We start from the raw sequence: 16,105 nt of genomic DNA, 5'->3' as shown, positions 1-16,105 counted from the left end.
GCCGAATTCGTCCTGGTGCCGCTGAAACTGACAGGGAGAATCATGCGCGAACCAGCGTGGCGGAAGACGGGCAGCACCCCGGACTACAGGTTTTCGCTGGCCAACGAACGGACCTTCCTGGCCTGGATCAGGACTTCGCTGGCGCTGATTGCCGGAGCCCTGGCCATCGACCAGCTTGCTCCCAACATTGCGCCGGGTCCCGTCCGCATCTCCCTGTGTGTGATCCTGGCGCTGATCGGCGCGGGGCTGGCGGTCCTGTCCTACCACCGGTGGGGCCGGATGGAGGCGGCCATGCGGAACAACCGTGAACTGCCGTTCTCCGGCGTGCTGCTGGTCATGACGGTGGGCGTGGCCGCCGCGGCGTTTGTCCTTGCCGGGCTGCTCCTGGTGGCACGGTGACTCCTGCGGTGCACCGGGACCCCGGGCTCCAGCCCGAGCGCACCTCGCTGGCCTGGCGGCGCACCTTGCTGGCCCTCGTCGTCGTCGATTTGCTGATCTGGCGCGGCTGGTTGCGCGCCGGAGCCTCCGGCGCCTCTGCCGCCGTCGACGTCCAGGGGCTCAGCGTCCTGATGGCCATGGCGGCCACCGCGGTCCTGGCCGGATGCGTGCTGATGCGCGGGCGGGAGTTGCGGCGCGGCCCGGGGGCTCCACCGGCGCCCCTGCTGCGGAACGCCGCGGCTGCCGTGATCGGCCTGGCGGCCTGCACCGTCGCCGCCCTGGCGCTCGGCCGCTAAGCTCGGACCCAGTTAACGTCCAGACTGCGCTGGCAGACTGCTCGCGGCACCGGACCCCCAACCGAAGGAACCCCAGACCATGACGAACCCCGTCCCAGCAGGCTCAGCACCGGGCGCCGCATCCAACCCCGCGCCGGAAGCCGGGCAGCCGTCCGGGGCCGCCGGGGACGTCCAGCCCCGCCTCCTCGCCAGGCTCTCCGCCGAAGCCCTGGGAACTCTGTTCGTTGTGGTGGTGGGCCTCGGTGTGCCGTTGTTCGCGGTGCCGCAGTACAACCCCATGTCTGCGTCGCTCGCAGCGGGCCTGGCCCTGACCGCGTCCATGCTGGCCTTCGGCTACCTGTCCGGCGGCCACTTCAACCCGACGGTCACGGTCGGGAACGCGATCGCGGGCCGGATCGGTCTGGTGGAGGCCGCCGCATACCTCGGGGCGCAGCTGGTGGGTGCCCTGCTGGGGGCGCTGACCCTCTTCGGCGTACTGCGGACAGTCCCGAAGCTGGAAGGCACGCGGACCGCCTTCGATACCGTCACGGCAGGCTATGACGCGCACTCCGTCGTCCAGGCGCCCATGGCGGGCGTGCTGTTAGTTGAGGTGCTCGGCGCCGCCCTGCTGGTAGCCGTGTACCTGGGGACCACCGCCCGCCGCAACCCGGCCCGGGCCGCCGCGCCGTTCGCCGTCGGCCTCAGCATGGCCGTTCTCCTGCAATTGGGCCAGAGCATCGGCAACGCCCCGTTTAACCCGGCCCGCGCCACCGCGTCCGCACTCTTCAGCAGCCCCGACGCCCTGGGCCAGCTGTGGCTCTTCTGGGTGGCCCCGCTGGTCGGCGCCGCCCTTGCGGGACTGGTGTTCCGTGGCTTTGCCTACACCTCGGTCAGGTCCGGCGCGCCGGATAGTCCAGTGGCCGGCGGATCCCACGACGTCGACGGGTACGACGCTGACGACGTGGACGGCGACCCTCGCACTGGCACCGACGGTATGGGCCGCCCGGCCGCCGCACCGGCTCCGGCACCCGCACCCGCCGACGCGCGGAACCATGACGCGCGGACCGACGACGCCCGCGACTTCTTCGACAAGCGCACCCAGTAGTTCCCGCTGCGGCCCTCGCCGGGGCCTTGCGCAATAGTGTCGGTGGCAGCCGATAGCGTAGTGGCATGCGGTTATTGCACACCTCGGACTGGCATTTGGGCCGGTCGTTCCACGGCGTCGGGATGCTCGACGCGCAGCGGGCCTTCATCGATCAGCTGGTCGGCGTCGTCCGCGACGAGTCGGTGGATGTCGTCCTGATCGCGGGCGATGTCTACGACCGTGCCCTGCCCGGCGTTGACGTCGTCGGCCTGCTGGACGACGCCCTGGTGCGGCTCAGCGGCGCGGGCGCGAAGGTGGTGCTGACCAGCGGGAACCACGATTCCGCCATCCGGCTCGGATTCGCGTCCCGGCTGCTTGAACGCGGCGGAGTGCATCTGCGCACCCGACTGGAGGAACTGGATACGCCCGTGCTGCTGCCGCTTGCGGACGGAGCAGGGGAGGAAGGCGACGCCGGGGAGGCCGGGGACACGGGTCCCGTGCTCGCGATCTACGGCATCCCGTGGCTGGAGCCGCGGCTGGTGGCCGGCCAGCTCGGCGTTGAAACCGCCAGCCACTTCGAGGTCACCCGCGCCGCCACCGGCCGCGTCCGGGCCGACCTCGCCGAACGGTCGGCCCGCCGGACGGTCCATTCCGTCGTCCTGGCCCACACCTTCGCCAGTGGCGGCATCAGCTCGGACAGCGAACGGGACCTGAGCATCGGCGGGGTCGGTGCTGTGCCGCTGGACCTCTTCGACGGCTTCAGCTACACGGCCCTCGGCCACCTGCACGGCCGGCAGTCGCTGTCACCGGCTGTCCGTTATTCCGGCTCCCCGCTGGCCTACTCCTTTTCCGAAGCCAAGCACCACAAGGGCGGCTGGCTGATCGACGTAGACACCAGCGGCATCACCGCCGTGACCGAGATACTCTGGGACGCCCCGCGCGCCCTCGCGGTGCTCCGGGGCACACTGGACGAACTGCTCGCCGGGGCCGACTTTGCGTGGGCCGAGGAGGCGTACTGCCAGATCACACTGACGGACGCACAACGGCCCACCCAGGCCATGGAACGGCTGCGCGCCCGCTTCCCCGACACCCTGGTCCTCGGCTTTGACCCCGAAGGTGCCGAAGCGGCCGCGAAAACCAGCTACAGCAGCCGGCTCGCGCAGTCAGGGGACGATCTCTCGATCTGCTGCGGCTTCCTGGAGCATGTCCGGGGCCGCAGCGTCGACGACGCCGAATCCGGCGTCCTCGCAGAGGCCCTCGAAGCCGTACGTCTGGAAGGGGTGTCCCGGTGAGGATCCATCGCCTGGAGATCTCCGCGTTCGGCCCGTTCGCCGGAACGGAGAGCATCGATTTCGACCGGCTCAGCGCCCACGGGCTTTTCCTGCTCAACGGCGCCACCGGGGCTGGAAAAACCAGCGTCCTGGATGCCATCTGCTTCGCCCTCTACGGCTCCGTGCCCGGGGCGCGGCAGGAAGGAAAACGGCTGCGCAGCGACCACGCCGCTCCGGCGGCCGAGCCCCGCGTCACCTGCGAGTTCTCGGCGCAGGGACGGCATTTTGAAGTGTCCAGGATGCCGGCCTGGAACAAGCCCAGTGCCCGGGGCAAGAACGGGTTCACCGAACAGAAGGCCAACACCCTGCTCCGTGAACGGGTCGACGGTGCCTGGGTCGAAAAGTCGGGCCGCAATGATGAAGCCGGCGCCGAGATCACTGCCCTGCTGGGTATGGACCGGGAACAGTTCACCCGGGTGGTGATGCTGCCGCAGGGCGACTTCGCGGCGTTCCTGCGCTCCAAGGCCGCTGACCGGCTGGTCCTGCTCCAGAGCCTCTTCGGCACCCAGCGTTTCGAGGCGGTGGAACAGGAACTGGGACGCCGCGCGGCCGCGGTCCGCACTGAGGTGGAAAGCCTCAACAACGCCCTTGCGCTGCTGCTGGCCCAGGCTGAGGCCGAATCCGCCGGACTAGGACTGGAACTGGACGAGGCGCCCGGCCGCGAGGACGCGGACCGGCTGCTCTCCTGGCTCCATGCCGGTGCCGCGGCCGCCGCCGGCGAACGGCAGGCAGCAGCCGCCGACGCCGAGAGCATCGTCGCCCACCTTGCCGAACGCCTTGAAGACGCCACTGCCCGGGCCGCGCGGCGGGCCAAACTGGCCGCCGCCGAACAGCGGAGGGCCGCGGCCGAGGCCGCCGCGCCGGAACTCCAGGAGACGGCCGAACGGCTCGCAAAACACCGGAAAGCCGAAGTGCTGGGTGGCCAGCTGCAGGCCATGGACAGTGCCTGGTTGGCGGAGGAACGCGCTGCGGCAGCGGCCGCGGCGGCGTCCGACGGGCTGCGGGCCGCGGCACCGTCCGACCCCGAACTAGCCGAACTTGGCGCCCGTCTCACCGGACCCGACGGCCCGGACGGCGGCGCCGTCGTGGAAAGCCAGGTGCTGCGCACAGAACTCAGCCGGCTCCGCTCCCTCCAGGCGGTACTGAGGGAGCGGCTGCCGGACGAGGACCGGCTGGCCGGCCTGCTGGCCCGCGCCGTGCACCTCCAAGGGACCCTCTCCGGGCTCGAGACCACACGCCTGTCCGCCGCAACAGCGCTGGAGGCCCTGCGCGCTGAGTCGGCCGAACTGACTGCGGGCCTGGCGTCGCTCGAGGAGCTGGCTGCGGACGTCCAGCTGCGCACCAAGGAGGCCGCGGCAGCAGACGAACTGGTTGCCATCGTTGGCCGCTACGGCACCGCGGAGGCACGCTGCGCTCGCATGGCCGAGCGGCACCGCGTGGCCCGCGACACTCACCAGGACTGCCGGCAACGCTGGCTGGACCTCCGCGAGGAGCGGCTCGCAAACGCCGCTGCGGAACTCGCGGCCCAGCTGGTCCCGGACCAGCCGTGCCCGGTGTGTGGCAGTGCCGAACATCCCGCGCCCGCCCCGGCAGCCGCGTCCGCCCTGGCCATCGCCGACGCCGAGAAATCCGCCCAGGAGGCCGCGGACGCCGCCGAAACTGTCCTTGCTGTCCTTCACCGCGAGCTGGGCGACGCGCGGCAGGACCTCGCGGTGCTGGCTGCCCAGGGCGGCGATACAGCGCCTGAACTGGCCCGCAGCGACGCCGAGCGGGCCAGGTTACTTGCGGCCGATTCCACCCGCGCGGCCGCAGACCTCGCGGCCCGGCGGGCGCGCCGCACCGAGCTGGAAGACGGGATTTCCGCCGCTGAGCTCACCGTGGCCGACACCGTGGCCGGGATCGCGCAGGCCGAATCGGCGCTCAAGGAGGTCCGCGCGCAGGCCGGCGAACTCGAGGCCGCACTGGCGGACCTGCGCGCCGGGCACGCGACGCTGGGCGACCGGCTCGGCTCCGTCCGGCGCGCCACAGAGCTGCTGGAACGCGTTGATGCGGCCGCCGGCAGCCTAGAACAGGCCCGCGCCCGGACCGCGGAGGCCGTCGCCCGGCTCGACGAGGCCCTCCCTGCCGCCGGATTCGAGTCGGTGGCAGCCGTCCGCTCCGTCCTGCTGCCGGTGAGCGACGCCGCAGCCTTGGAAAGCGCCGTCCGGGCCGGCCAGGACGAGACTGCCCGGCTCGCGGAACTCTTCGCCGGGGAGGAACTGTCCCGGGCCGCCCGGGAATTGGCCACGGACGACCCTTCCGACCCCGCAACGGTGGATGAGCTCCGGATCGAGTGCGCCGCGGCCGAACGCCAGGTCCGCGACGCCGTCCTGGCCTCCGGCCTGGCCACGAAATCCGTCCGGACCCTCGACAGGATCGCGGGGGAGTACGCCGGCCAGGCTGCCGCGGGCCGCGAGCCGCGGGAGCGTGCTGCGCTGTGGACCGCCGTCGCCGACGCTGCCCGCGGCGGTGGCGACAACACTTACCGGATGAGCCTGAACAGCTACGTGCTCGCCGCCCGGCTGGAACAGGTTGCGGAGGCCGCCTCGGAGCGGCTGATCGGCATGAGCGACGGCCGCTACACCCTGCAGCACACCGATGCGAAGGCAGCGCGGGGGCAGAAATCCGGGCTTGGCCTGGAAGTGGTAGACCAGTGGACGGGCCAGCGGCGTGACACCGCCACGCTCTCCGGCGGCGAGTCCTTTATGGCTTCCCTGGCCCTGGCACTGGGGCTGGCCGACGTTGTGCAAATGGAGTCCGGCGGGGTGGACATCGAAACTCTCTTCGTGGACGAGGGCTTCGGCAGCCTGGACGAGCAGTCGCTGGAGCAGGTTATGGATGCGCTTGAGGGACTCCGGGACGGCGGCAGGGTGGTGGGGCTGGTGAGCCATGTGGCAGAGATGAAACAGCGCATCACCACGCAGCTGCAAGTGGTCAAGGGCCGCAACGGCTCCACCCTGCACATCTCCGACGACGCCCTGGTCTAAACGCCCGGCAGGCGGCCATGTGAGGGCCGTGGCGCTCGGGTATCATTGAAGGGTTACCGGGTCGCGCGCATCGGGAGGAGGGACGATGCGCACCATTAAACGAACCCGGAATCATGAACCCTTCACCGTCTTCGACGACGACCCTTCCTGCCGACGTTCCCGCAGTCCCCGCCAGCGGCGGACGCTTCGCCAGGCTTCCCCTGCTCGCAGGACGCAGCTTTATCCCGCTGGGACTCTTCGCCCGGCTCCCTCTGGCCATGCTGACCGTCGGCGCCCTGACCCTCGTCACGGCAGTCACCGACTCCTACGCAGTCGGCGGCGCCGCTGCCGGTGCCGTCGGCATCGGCTCCGCGCTGGGTGCCCCCGTCCTCGGCGCCCTCGCGGACCGGCTGGGCCAGCGCCCCGTCCTGCTCTTTTCCGCCGTTTTCAACACCGTGGCCGTCATCGCCCTGATCCTTGCCGCATACCTGGTCCCGGGTGCCAGCGATCTCGCTGCCGCCGTCCCCGTGCTCGCCGCAGCCTTCGTGGCCGGCGCCAGCTGCCCGCAGGTCGGCCCGCTGGCCCGTGTCCGCTGGATGGCGCTGAGCTCCCGCAAAGGCGGCGCCGGCCAGCCCGGCGATCTGGACACTGCGCTCTCCTACGAGAGCACCGCAGATGAACTGACGTTTGTGCTGGGGCCGGCCCTGGTGGGAATCCTCGCCAGCCTGCTTAGCCCCTGGCTCCCGCTGGCCCTCGCCGCCGCACTAACCCTCACCTTGGTGCCCGCATTCGCCGTGCACCCCACGCACCGTGCGGTACCCCGAACTCCCGCGCGGAGCCGCGCCGCCGCCGCTGCGGCGCGGGAGCACCGGAAAACCCTTGCGCCGGGACAACGCGCCGCCAACACCGCGGCCGTCGCCCTGCCGGTCCTGGCCATGGTCTGCATGGGCACCTTCTTCGGCGCCACCCAGACCTCCCTGAGCTCGTTCTCCGCGAGCTTCGCGACATCCGAACTCGCCGGACTCCTGTACGCCGTCATGGGCCTGAGCTCGGCGGCCGCGGCATTGTCCGTGGCGTACTGGCCGCGGCGGTTCAGCGTCAACGCCCGCTGGCTGGCATGCGCGGCGCTGATGACGGGGCTGGCGGCGCTGCTGCTGGTGCCGACGACGGCGCTGCCGATGATCCTGGTGTTGCTGGTCCTTGGCCTTCCGGTGGGCCCGCTGATGGTCACGGTGTTCGCGATCGGCGGCGTCGTTGCCCCCGAGGGCAAACTGGGCACCGTGATGACAATGCTCGCAAGCGGCATCGTCGCCGGCACCGCCATTGGTTCGTCCATCGCCGGGCAGCTGGCCCAGACCTCCGGGTATTCGACGGCGTTCCTGGTTCCGGTCTGCGCCGCGGCCGCGCTGTTCCTGCTCGGTGCGGCTGCCGCCGTCGTGCTGCGTCGGCGCAACGCGACGGCGGCGGCGGCCGCCTAGCTAGAGCTGCGAACCGAGCTTGAAGCCACGTTCCTCGCCGGGCTCACGGGTGTAGGCGAAGCCGTCGGCGCCGACCGTCACTGCCATCTCGCTGCTGTCGGTCCGGACAACCAGCGGCTGCGGGTTGCCGTCCAGGTCCAGGACCAGGGAGGCCTCGGTGTACCAGCTCGGGACCACGGGATTGCCCCACCAGTCGCGGCGCTGGTTGTCGTGCACGTCCCACGTCACCGTGGGGTTGTCCGGATCGCCCGTGTAGTAGTCCTGCGTGTAGATCTCCACCCGGTGGCCGTCCGGATCCAGGATGTACAAGTAGAACGCGTTGGACACGCCGTGCCGGCCGGGCCCGCGCTCGATCCGGTCCGAGATCCGCAAAGCGCCCATCTTGTCGCAGATCTGGATGATGTTGTGCTTCTCGTGGGTGGAGAACGCGATGTGGTGCAGCCGCGGGCCGTCCCCGCCGGTCAGGGCGGTGTCGTGCACGGTCTGCTTGCGGTGCATCCAGGCCGCGTACGTCACGCCGTCGGAGTCCTTGATGTCCTCGGAGACGCGGAAACCCAGGTCCTCCAGGTACTTCCGGCCCCGGGGGACATCCGGCGTGACCTGGTTGAAGTGGTCCAGCCGGACCAGCTCGCCCGCGCTGTAGAGGTCGTAGCGCTGGGTGAGGCGCTCCACGTGCTCCACCTCGTAGAAGAACTCGTAGGGGAAGCCCAGCGGGTCCTCCACCCGGACCGCGTCGCCGATCCCTCGCGCGAAACCGTCCTTGCGGCGCTCCGTGCGGCAGCCCATCTCCGCGAAGTAGGCCTCGGCTTTGTCAACGTCCCCGGGGGTGCGGACCCGGTAGGCGAACGCGGCGGCGGCGGCCACCGGGCCCTTGCGCAGGACCAGGTTGTGGTGGATGAATTCCTCGAAGGAGCGCAGGTAGATCGCGTCCTGGTCCTCGTAGGTGACGTGCAGGCCCAGCAGGTCCACGTAGAACGCGCGGGACTTCTCCAGGTCGGTGACCACCAGGTCCATGTAGGCGCAGCGGACAATGTCCGGTGCGGGGGACGTGGGGGTGATGATGTCGTTAGGCATGGTGGGGACTCCTCTTTGAGTTCGCGGGTGAGTTCGCGGGTGGGGCGGCGGGGCGGGTCGGTGGAGGCGTCAGTGCGCCGCCGCGGCACCGAACTTCGGCGTGTGGACGCCGCCGAGGGTGATGTGGACGGCCTGCTGGTCGGTGTAGAAATCGATCGAGCGGTAGCCGCCCTCGTGGCCCAGTCCGGAGGCTTTGACGCCGCCGAACGGGGTCCGCAGGTCCCGGACGTTGTGGCTGTTGAGCCAGACCATCCCCGCCTCGAGGTTCTGCGAGAAGTTGTGCGCCCGCGTCAGGTCGTTGGTCCAGACATACCCGGCCAGGCCGTAACGGGTGTTGTTCGCCAGGGCCAGCGCCTCGGCGTCGTCCTCGAACGGCGTGATCGCCACGACCGGTCCGAAGATCTCCTCCTGGAAGATCCGGGCATCCGGCTTGACGTCGGCGAAGACGGTGGGCGCAATGTAGTTGCCGGTGGGCAGGCCCTCCGGGCGGCCGCCGCCCGCCAGCAGGCGGCCCTCGGACTTGCCGATTTCCACGTACCGGGCGACCTTCTCGTAGTGCTCGGGATGGACCAGCGCACCCACCTCGGTCTTCGGATCGTGCGGGTCGCCCACCACGATGTTTTTGGCCCGCGCGGCGTATTTTTCGCAGAACTCCGCGTAGATGCCGCGCTGGACCAGGATCCTGGAGCCGGCGGTGCAGCGCTCGCCGTTGAGGGAGAAGACCCCGAAGAGGGTGGAATCAATCGCCGCGTCGAGGTCAGCGTCGTCGAAGATGACAGCCGGGCTCTTGCCGCCGAGTTCCATCGAGAGGCCCTTGAGGTGTTCCGCGGCGTTGCGGAAGATCGTCTTGCCCGTGGTGGTTTCGCCGGTGAAGGAGATCAGGGGCACATCCGGGTGTTTGACCAGGGCGTCGCCGGCTTCCTCGCCGAGCCCGTTGACCAGGTTGAACACCCCGTCGGGCAGGCCGGCGTCCTTGAAGATCTGCGCCCAGAGCGAGGCGGAGAGCGGCGTGAATTCGGCCGGCTTCAGCACCACGCAGTTGCCGGTGGCCAGCGCCGGGGCCAGCTTCCAGGACTCGAGCATAAACGGCGTGTTCCAGGGTGTGATCAGGCCTGCGACGCCGATCGGCTTGCGGTTGACGTAGTTGATCTGCGCGCCCGGGACCTTCATGGCGTCGTCGAACTGCGCCACGATGAGGTCGGCGAAGAAACGGAAGTTCTCCGCCGCCCGGAGCGCCTGCCCCTTGGCCTGGGTGATCGGCAGTCCGGTGTCGAACGTCTCAAGCTGCGCGAGCCGGGTTTCCTGGGCCTCGACGGCGTCCGCGATCCTGTTCAGGACCCGGGCACGTTCGCGCGGCTTCATCCGCGGCCACGGGCCCTCGGTGAATGCCGTCCGTGCCGCGGCGACGGCGCGGTCAATGTCTTCCTTCTGCCCGGCAGCCGCGGTGGCGTAGGTCTCGTTGGAGACCGGGTCCAGGACGTCGAAGGTCTCACCGCTGACGGAGTCGACGAATTCGCCGTTGATGTAGTGCTGGATGCGGGTGGGCAGCCCGTCCGGAATGTAGTGCTCGGCCATGGGGTTCAGTCCTTTGCTTCGGCGGTGAAGTGTACGGGCGGGTTACTGCGAGAGCCGGAAGCCGTCGACCGGAGTGAGGTACTCGCGGCCGGCTTCCATCAGTTCGTTGATCTTTTTCAGCCCGGCGTCGGTGGGCGTGATCAGCGGCGGGCGGACATGGGCGGAGGAGATCAGCCCGGCCTCGGCCATCAGCCACTTGCTGGGGGCCGGGTTGGTCTCGACGAACAGGAGGTCCACCAGGGGGTGGACGCCGTAGTGGATTTTGCGGGCCGTCTCGAAGTCGCCCTCCACCCAGGCCCGGTACATGTCCGCGGAGGCCTTCGGCGCGATGTTCGCCAGCGCCGAGATGAAGCCGACGCCGCCAATGGCCATCAGCGGCAGGCACAGCAGTTCGATGCCGGACCAGACCAGCAGGTCCTTGCCGGCGAGGTGCATCACGCGGGAGAAGTGCTCGAAGTCCTTGGTGGTTTCCTTGATTCCGACGATGTTCTCGAAATCGCGGAACAGCCGCGCCACCGTTTCGGGGGCCATGTCCACGGCGGTGCGGGAGGGCACGTTGTAGATCACGAACGGCATGTCGGGGAACTCGGTGGCGATGGTGGCGTACCAGCGGTACAGCGCCTCCTGCGTGGGCCGGGAGTAGTAGGGCGTGATGATCATCGACGCGTCCGCGCCGGCGTCGACGGCGGCCTGGGTCAGTTCCAGGGTTTCCTGCAGCTTGGCCGTGCCGGTGCCCGCCATAAAGGGGACGCGGTCGCCGATGGCCCCGGCGGTGGCGCGGATGGCGGCGGCACGTTCCTCGACGGACTGGGCGCTGGGTTCGCCGGTGGAACCGCCGATGGTGATGCCGGAGGAGCCGCTGGCGATCTGCCACTCCACCATGTTCCGCAGGCTGTGGTGGTCGACGTCTCCCGCCTCGGTGAACGGGGTGAACATGGCGGCGAGGGAGCCTTTGAGGTGGAGCTGGGGATCGGAACGGAACTTCATTGTTTTTCCTTGTCGCTCGGGGCGGGGGCTGTAACGGCCCGCCGGGGTTCAGTGTGCGGTGGCCCGGTGGGCGAGATATGCGTCGAGGGTGGCGGCGCGGTGCGCCCTGGCGGCGCGTTCGACGTCGTCCGCCGGTGCGCCCGCTTCCAGCAGCCGCAGCAGTGCCTCATGTTCTTCCACCGACTGGCGGGCGCGGCCGGGCACGTAGCTGAAGGTGGAGGACCGCAGCGCCTGCAGCCGGTTCCAGCCGCGGTGCACCAGGTCCAGGATGTGCGGATTGGGGCAGTGTTCGAACAGCACCCCGTGGAAGTCACGGTTCAGGCTTGTGAAGCGGACGGGGTCGAAATCCGCCAGGCAGTCGCGCATGAGCTCGTTTACGGCACGGGCGCGGGCGATGTCGGCTGCGGATATCAGCGGTGCCGACAAGGCGGTTGCGGCGCCCTCCACAATCCCCAGCGTCTGCATGGTGTAGAGGTATTCGGTGGGATCGATACCGGCCACCGTGGCGCCGACGTTGCGTTCGAAGACCACCAGGTTTTCGGCTTCAAGCCGCCGGATGGCCTCCCGGACGGGCACCACGCTGAAGCCCAGGTCCTCGGCTATTTTGCCCAGCACCAGGCGGTAGCCGGGGGAGTACTCGCCGCTGAGGATGCCGGCCTTGACCGCGGCATAGGCCTGCTCGGACTTGCTGCCCGCGCCAGTTGGGGACGCTGCGCTGGCTGTGGAGGCGGCGCTGGTCATGGCGTCGGCTGCCCGTTGTCCGCGGACCACTCCCGGTACTTTTCCCGCCACTGGGCGTTCATCGGGTAGAGCCCGTCCACGCTGTGCCCGGCGGCAACCATGTGGGCGATGAAGGACTCCTCGGCCTCCTGGATGATGGCGTCGTCGGCCACTTCCCCGGCGATCGCCGGCGGGATCACGAGGATGCCGTCGGCGTCGCCCACGATGATGTCCCCGGGCTGCACGGTGGCCCCGCCGCAGGAGATGGTCAGGTCCACGTCCCACGGGATATGGCGCCGGCCCAGGACGGCCGGGTGGGCGTTTGCAAAGAAGGTGGGCATGTCCAGGGCGCCGACGGCGGTAACGTCGCGGACGCCGCCGTCGGTGATGACGGCCACGGCGCCGTTGACCTGGGCGCGCAGGGCCAGGATGTCCCCGACAGTGCCGGTGCCCTTCTCCCCGCGGGCCTCCATCACCAGGATCTCGCCCTCCCGGAGCGAATCAATGGCCCGCTTCTGGGCGTTGAAGCCCCCGCCGTGGGTCTTGAAGAGGTCCTCGCGGTTGGGCACATACCGGAGGGTCCTGGCCACCCCGACGACCGTGCGGTCCGGCCGGGTGGAGTGCAAACCATCGATGCTCACATTGTTCAGCCCGCGCTTACGGAGCTGCGAGCTCAGGGTGGCGGTCGCAACGGATTCCAGCTTGGCCTTCAGCTCGGGTGAGAGTGCCCCGGCGGGTGCGCTCTCGGCGGCGGGCGCGGATGCCTCGGCGGCGGGCGCGGGCTGGGCCGCCGGGGTGCCGTAAGCCTCGGCCCGCTGGGCTTCGTCGCTGCGCGGCTGGGCCCCGTAGCCGGCCAGCGGCACCGTCCCCTGGGCCGCCGTCGTGGTCAGCCGGCCCGTGCTGAGCCCGGACGCGGGGGCGTCCACCTCCACTTCCATCACGTCGCCGGGCTGCGCGACCGAGGCGCCGGCGGGTGTGCCGGTCAGGATGATGTCGCCCGGTTCCAGGGTGAGGAGCTGGGAGAGGTCCGCCACCAGCTGGCTGAAGGGGAACAGCAGGGTGCCGGTGGAGTCCTCCTGGACCAGCTCGCCGTTGAGCCAGGTGCGGATCCGCAGGCCGGCGGGGTCCAGGCCGGCCGCCGGGAGGAGTCCCGGGCCCACCGGGGTAAAGCCGTCGCCGCCCTTGGAGCGGAGGTTGGAGCCTTTGTCCGCGTAGCGGAGGTCGTAGACGCCGAGATCGTTCGACGCGGTCACGTGGCCAACGTACTGCCACGCCTCGTCGGGGGCGACACGGCGGGCCCGGGTGCCGATCACCAGGGCCACTTCACCCTCGAAGGCGAGCAATTCGCAGCCGGCGGGACGTTCGACGACGCCGCCGGTCAGGCTGAGCGAGGAAGAGGGCTTGAGAAAGTAGGACGGCTGGTCCGGGGTGCGGCCGCGCTGGGCGGCACGGCTGGGGTAGTTGATGTGCACCGCGATGACCTTGCCGGCGGCGGCCAGGCCGTCCTGCGACAGCTGCTCCATCGCATCCTCCTCATTGAGTATGAAATCGTATACGATACAAAACTGCCTGAGCGGGAGCCGGTTGTCAAGGAAGCCACCTCTGCGGCCGGGGCGTTCAGCCCAGCTGGGCTTCGATGCGCGCGGCGCTCGCGGTCAGGGCGGCGGCCACCTCGTCGGGATCCTGCGCGGCGCGGATGTAGACAACCGCCAGCGCCGCGGGCCGGCCGCCGGGAACCTGGATCGGCACCGCTAGGGAGGAAACGCCGGGGATCACTTCATCGTGGCTGGCGGCATAGCCCCGCCGGCGGGCTTCGGTCGCCTCGGAGCGGTAGGGGACCCCCGGGGCGAGGCGGTGCCACTCGGGCTCGGTGAGGGCCGACTGGATCGCGATGCCGGGGGCCCCGGCGTTGATCGGGTGCCGGGATCCGGGGTGCTGCACGACGGCAGGACCCGTGTGGCGGGGGTCGACCGTCACGAGGGTGACGCAGTCCTCCCGGTCCCAGACGGCCACAAAGGCGCTCATGGTGAGGGCGTTGGCCAGCTGCGTAAGTTCTGGCAGGGCCGCGGTCTGCAGGCTGCGCGCCACCCCGCGGGCCAGGACTGCGAGTCCGGGGCCAGGCTGGACCCGGCCGCCGTCGTCGCGGACCAGCAGCGAGTGGTCCTCGAGGGTGCGCAGGATGCGGTACGCGACCGACCGGTGAACGCCAAGGGCATCGGCGAGTTCGGCAATGGTGAGCGGCTCCGCGGCATCAGCCAGGATTTCCAGGGCCCGGATGCCGCGGGAGAGCGTCTGGGACGGTGAGGCCTGGGCGCTGCCGGCGTTCGGGGTCATGCTGTCCATCCTAGGCGGGGAGCGGGCGGCCGGGCAGCAGCCCGACGGTGGACCCTTGTGCTCGGGGTCACTCTCACGTAGCGTTCCATATACGAACTGTCTGTTCAATTATAGAACGCACAGGTAGCGCACGGGAAACACGCCGCCGCCGCGACGGGTGGTCGGGTGCCAGCGCTGCGTCCGGGCGTCCGACGGCGCGGGTCGGCGTCATTTTCGGCACACAGCGGAGTGTTTCCGCCGGGATGTGTGATTTACCACACGCTTCAGGGTAGTATCGCGGATACCAACTGACCGTTCGATCAGTAATTCAAGAGGCACTCACCAAGTCACAACGCACCCACCCGGGCAGTACCTCTGCCCCCAGCAACGGAGTTCCAATGACCGCAACTTCAACCGTCGATTCAGCGACGGGCCCCAGCAGCAAACATGAGGAGCGCAAGGTCCTCGCCGGGACGCTGGTCGGTACCACCATCGAGTGGTACGACTTCTTCATCTTCGCCCAACTGACAGCAACGCTGCTCTCACCGCTCTTCCTCGCTCCGCTGAACTCATCCAATCCCGGCCTGGCACAGATCCTGTCCTTCGCCCTGATCGGTATCAGTTTCCTGTTCCGGCCGCTCGGCGCCATCATCGCAGGCCACCTCGGCGACCGGCTGGGCCGCAAAGCGATGCTGGTCTTCACCCTGGTCATGATGGGTGCCGCCACTGCCCTGATCGGCATGCTGCCCACCTACGGCCAGATCGGCGTCTGGGCGCCGATCCTGCTGATCACCCTGCGCATCATCCAGGGCTTCTCCGCGGGCGGCGAATGGGGCGGAGCTGCCCTGATGGCCGTCGAACACGCCCCGCTGGGCAAGCGCGGCCTCTTCGGCGCGTACCCGCAGATCGGCGTCCCCGTCGGCATGATCCTCGCCACCGGCCTGCTGTACTTCCTCAACACCGGCATGTCCAAGGAAGACTTCGCCGCGTGGGGCTGGCGGGTGCCGTTCCTGCTCTCCATCGTGCTGATCGTCGTCGGCTACCTGATCCGCCGAGCCGTGGCCGAGAGCCCGGTCTTCAAGGAGATGCAGGACCGCAAGGAAGAAAGCAAGGCCCCGCTCGGCGAACTTATCCGCAAGCACAAGAAGGCCGTGCTGTACTCCACGATGATCTTCATCGGCAACAACGCCGCCGGCTACCTGCTGATCGCGTTCTTCATCTCCTACGCCACCAAGTCGCTGAAGATGCCCACCCCGCAGATCCTGCTGGCCACCACGCTGGCGTCGTTCGGCTGGCTCATCTTCACCCTGGTGGGCGGCTGGCTTTCGGACCGGATCGGCCGGGTCAAGACCTTCCTGATCGGCTACGGAATCGTCTTCGCCTGGATGATCCCGATGTTCGCCCTGATCGACACCAAGGAAATTGTGCTCTATGGCGTCGCGCTGTTCGTACTGACCATCGGGCTCGGCCTGTCCTACGGCCCCATGTCCGCCATGTATGCCGAGATGTTCCCGGCGAACGTCCGTTACTCGGGCATCTCCATCGGCTACGCTTTCGGCGCCATCCTCGGCGGGGCCTTCGCGGCCACCATCGCCGAGGCCCTGCTGCAGGGCACGCACTGGACCGGTTCCATCGGCATCTACATCATGATCCTCTGCGTCATTTCGGCCGTCGGCGTCGTCCTGGCCAAGGAGACCCGCGGGCGCCCCTTGGGCGTCAGCAGCCACCACTAGCCCGGACAGCCCACAAACGCGGGGCCACGTGCCGCCCATCCGGAATTTCGGATGGGCCGCCCGTGGCCCCGCGGTGCTTTAACGCTGATGAA

General features: G+C 69.5%; 13 protein-coding genes. 7 read left to right on the top strand and 6 right to left on the bottom strand.

All coding sequences use genetic code 11. The features are described from left to right. Nucleotides 1-42: 42 nt before the first annotated feature. From AC1DBE_RS03690 to AC1DBE_RS03665, 6 genes are all read left to right on the top strand, one after another. The gene (locus tag AC1DBE_RS03690) at nt 43-399 is read left to right on the top strand and encodes a YidH family protein (protein WP_476880594.1); all 357 of its coding nucleotides are present in this window, start codon (nt 43-45) and stop codon (nt 397-399) included. After that, entirely contained in the window at nt 396-734 is a 339-nt protein-coding gene (locus AC1DBE_RS03685) for a DUF202 domain-containing protein (protein WP_476969630.1), read from the top strand. Before AC1DBE_RS03690 ends, AC1DBE_RS03685 begins: the two co-directional genes overlap by 4 nt. Before the next feature lie 79 nt (nt 735-813). Further along, on the top strand, nt 814-1,818 hold the full coding sequence (locus AC1DBE_RS03680; protein WP_476969629.1) for an MIP/aquaporin family protein: 1,005 nt from the start codon (nt 814-816) through the stop codon (nt 1,816-1,818). Nucleotides 1,819-1,883: 65 nt separating this feature from the next. Beyond that, nucleotides 1,884-3,089 carry an exonuclease SbcCD subunit D gene (locus tag AC1DBE_RS03675; RefSeq protein WP_476969628.1) on the top strand — a complete coding sequence of 402 codons (1,206 nt, stop codon included), beginning with the start codon at nt 1,884-1,886 and terminating at the stop codon, nt 3,087-3,089. Beyond that, complete coding sequence (locus AC1DBE_RS03670; RefSeq protein WP_476969627.1) at nt 3,086-6,154, top strand: AAA family ATPase; 3,069 nt, start codon at nt 3,086-3,088, stop codon at nt 6,152-6,154. The genes AC1DBE_RS03675 and AC1DBE_RS03670 overlap by 4 nt, the downstream gene beginning before the upstream one ends. 113 nt (nt 6,155-6,267) lie before the next feature. Next, entirely contained in the window at nt 6,268-7,611 is a 1,344-nt protein-coding gene (locus tag AC1DBE_RS03665) for an MFS transporter (protein WP_476969626.1), read from the top strand. Here AC1DBE_RS03665 and hpaD read toward each other — a convergent pair whose 3' ends face one another. From hpaD to AC1DBE_RS03635, 6 genes are all read right to left on the bottom strand, one after another. Beyond that, nucleotides 7,612-8,685 (bottom strand): 3,4-dihydroxyphenylacetate 2,3-dioxygenase, encoded by a 1,074-nt coding sequence (hpaD, locus tag AC1DBE_RS03660; RefSeq protein ID WP_476969625.1) that lies wholly within the window; start codon nt 8,683-8,685, stop codon nt 7,612-7,614. A gap of 69 nt (nt 8,686-8,754) precedes the next feature. Next, on the bottom strand, nt 8,755-10,260 hold the full coding sequence (gene hpaE / locus AC1DBE_RS03655; protein WP_476969624.1) for a 5-carboxymethyl-2-hydroxymuconate semialdehyde dehydrogenase: 1,506 nt from the start codon (nt 10,258-10,260) through the stop codon (nt 8,755-8,757). A gap of 42 nt (nt 10,261-10,302) precedes the next feature. Next, nucleotides 10,303-11,247, bottom strand: a complete 945-nt coding sequence (dapA, locus tag AC1DBE_RS03650; RefSeq protein WP_476969623.1) for a 4-hydroxy-tetrahydrodipicolinate synthase — start codon at nt 11,245-11,247, stop codon at nt 10,303-10,305. Between the two features lie 48 nt (nt 11,248-11,295). Then, nucleotides 11,296-11,988, bottom strand: coding sequence for a GntR family transcriptional regulator (locus tag AC1DBE_RS03645; RefSeq protein WP_476878033.1), 693 nt, complete (start codon nt 11,986-11,988; stop codon nt 11,296-11,298). After that, on the bottom strand, nt 11,985-13,490 hold the full coding sequence (locus tag AC1DBE_RS03640) for a fumarylacetoacetate hydrolase family protein (RefSeq protein WP_476878011.1): 1,506 nt from the start codon (nt 13,488-13,490) through the stop codon (nt 11,985-11,987). The genes AC1DBE_RS03645 and AC1DBE_RS03640 overlap by 4 nt, the downstream gene beginning before the upstream one ends. A gap of 94 nt (nt 13,491-13,584) precedes the next feature. Next, nucleotides 13,585-14,301 carry an IclR family transcriptional regulator gene (locus tag AC1DBE_RS03635; RefSeq protein WP_476878012.1) on the bottom strand — a complete coding sequence of 239 codons (717 nt, stop codon included), beginning with the start codon at nt 14,299-14,301 and terminating at the stop codon, nt 13,585-13,587. Between the two features lie 377 nt (nt 14,302-14,678). On the opposite strand from AC1DBE_RS03635, the gene AC1DBE_RS03630 reads away from it, so the two are divergent. Continuing rightward, a complete protein-coding gene (locus AC1DBE_RS03630; protein ID WP_476969622.1) occupies nt 14,679-16,013 on the top strand; it encodes an MFS transporter in 1,335 nt (444 codons plus the stop codon). The last annotated feature ends 92 nt before the right edge of the window (nt 16,014-16,105 follow it).

Source organism: Arthrobacter sp. 10T416 (assembly GCF_056394165.1).
Note: the sequence above shows the minus strand (reverse complement) of the source record. Positions and strands in the feature narration are given on the sequence as shown.

Coding starts and splice junctions, on each gene's coding strand:
- AC1DBE_RS03690 (WP_476880594.1), top strand. CDS start 43: ATGCGCGAACCAGCGTGGCGGAAGACGGGCAGCACCCCGGACTACAGG.
- AC1DBE_RS03680 (WP_476969629.1), top strand. CDS start 814: ATGACGAACCCCGTCCCAGCAGGCTCAGCACCGGGCGCCGCATCCAAC.
- AC1DBE_RS03675 (WP_476969628.1), top strand. CDS start 1,884: ATGCGGTTATTGCACACCTCGGACTGGCATTTGGGCCGGTCGTTCCAC.
- AC1DBE_RS03665 (WP_476969626.1), top strand. CDS start 6,268: ATGAACCCTTCACCGTCTTCGACGACGACCCTTCCTGCCGACGTTCCC.
- hpaD (WP_476969625.1), bottom strand. CDS start 8,685: ATGCCTAACGACATCATCACCCCCACGTCCCCCGCACCGGACATTGTC.
- hpaE (WP_476969624.1), bottom strand. CDS start 10,260: ATGGCCGAGCACTACATTCCGGACGGGCTGCCCACCCGCATCCAGCAC.
- dapA (WP_476969623.1), bottom strand. CDS start 11,247: ATGAAGTTCCGTTCCGATCCCCAGCTCCACCTCAAAGGCTCCCTCGCC.
- AC1DBE_RS03645 (WP_476878033.1), bottom strand. CDS start 11,988: ATGACCAGCGCCGCCTCCACAGCCAGCGCAGCGTCCCCAACTGGCGCG.
- AC1DBE_RS03640 (WP_476878011.1), bottom strand. CDS start 13,490: ATGGAGCAGCTGTCGCAGGACGGCCTGGCCGCCGCCGGCAAGGTCATC.
- AC1DBE_RS03635 (WP_476878012.1), bottom strand. CDS start 14,301: ATGACCCCGAACGCCGGCAGCGCCCAGGCCTCACCGTCCCAGACGCTC.
- AC1DBE_RS03630 (WP_476969622.1), top strand. CDS start 14,679: ATGACCGCAACTTCAACCGTCGATTCAGCGACGGGCCCCAGCAGCAAA.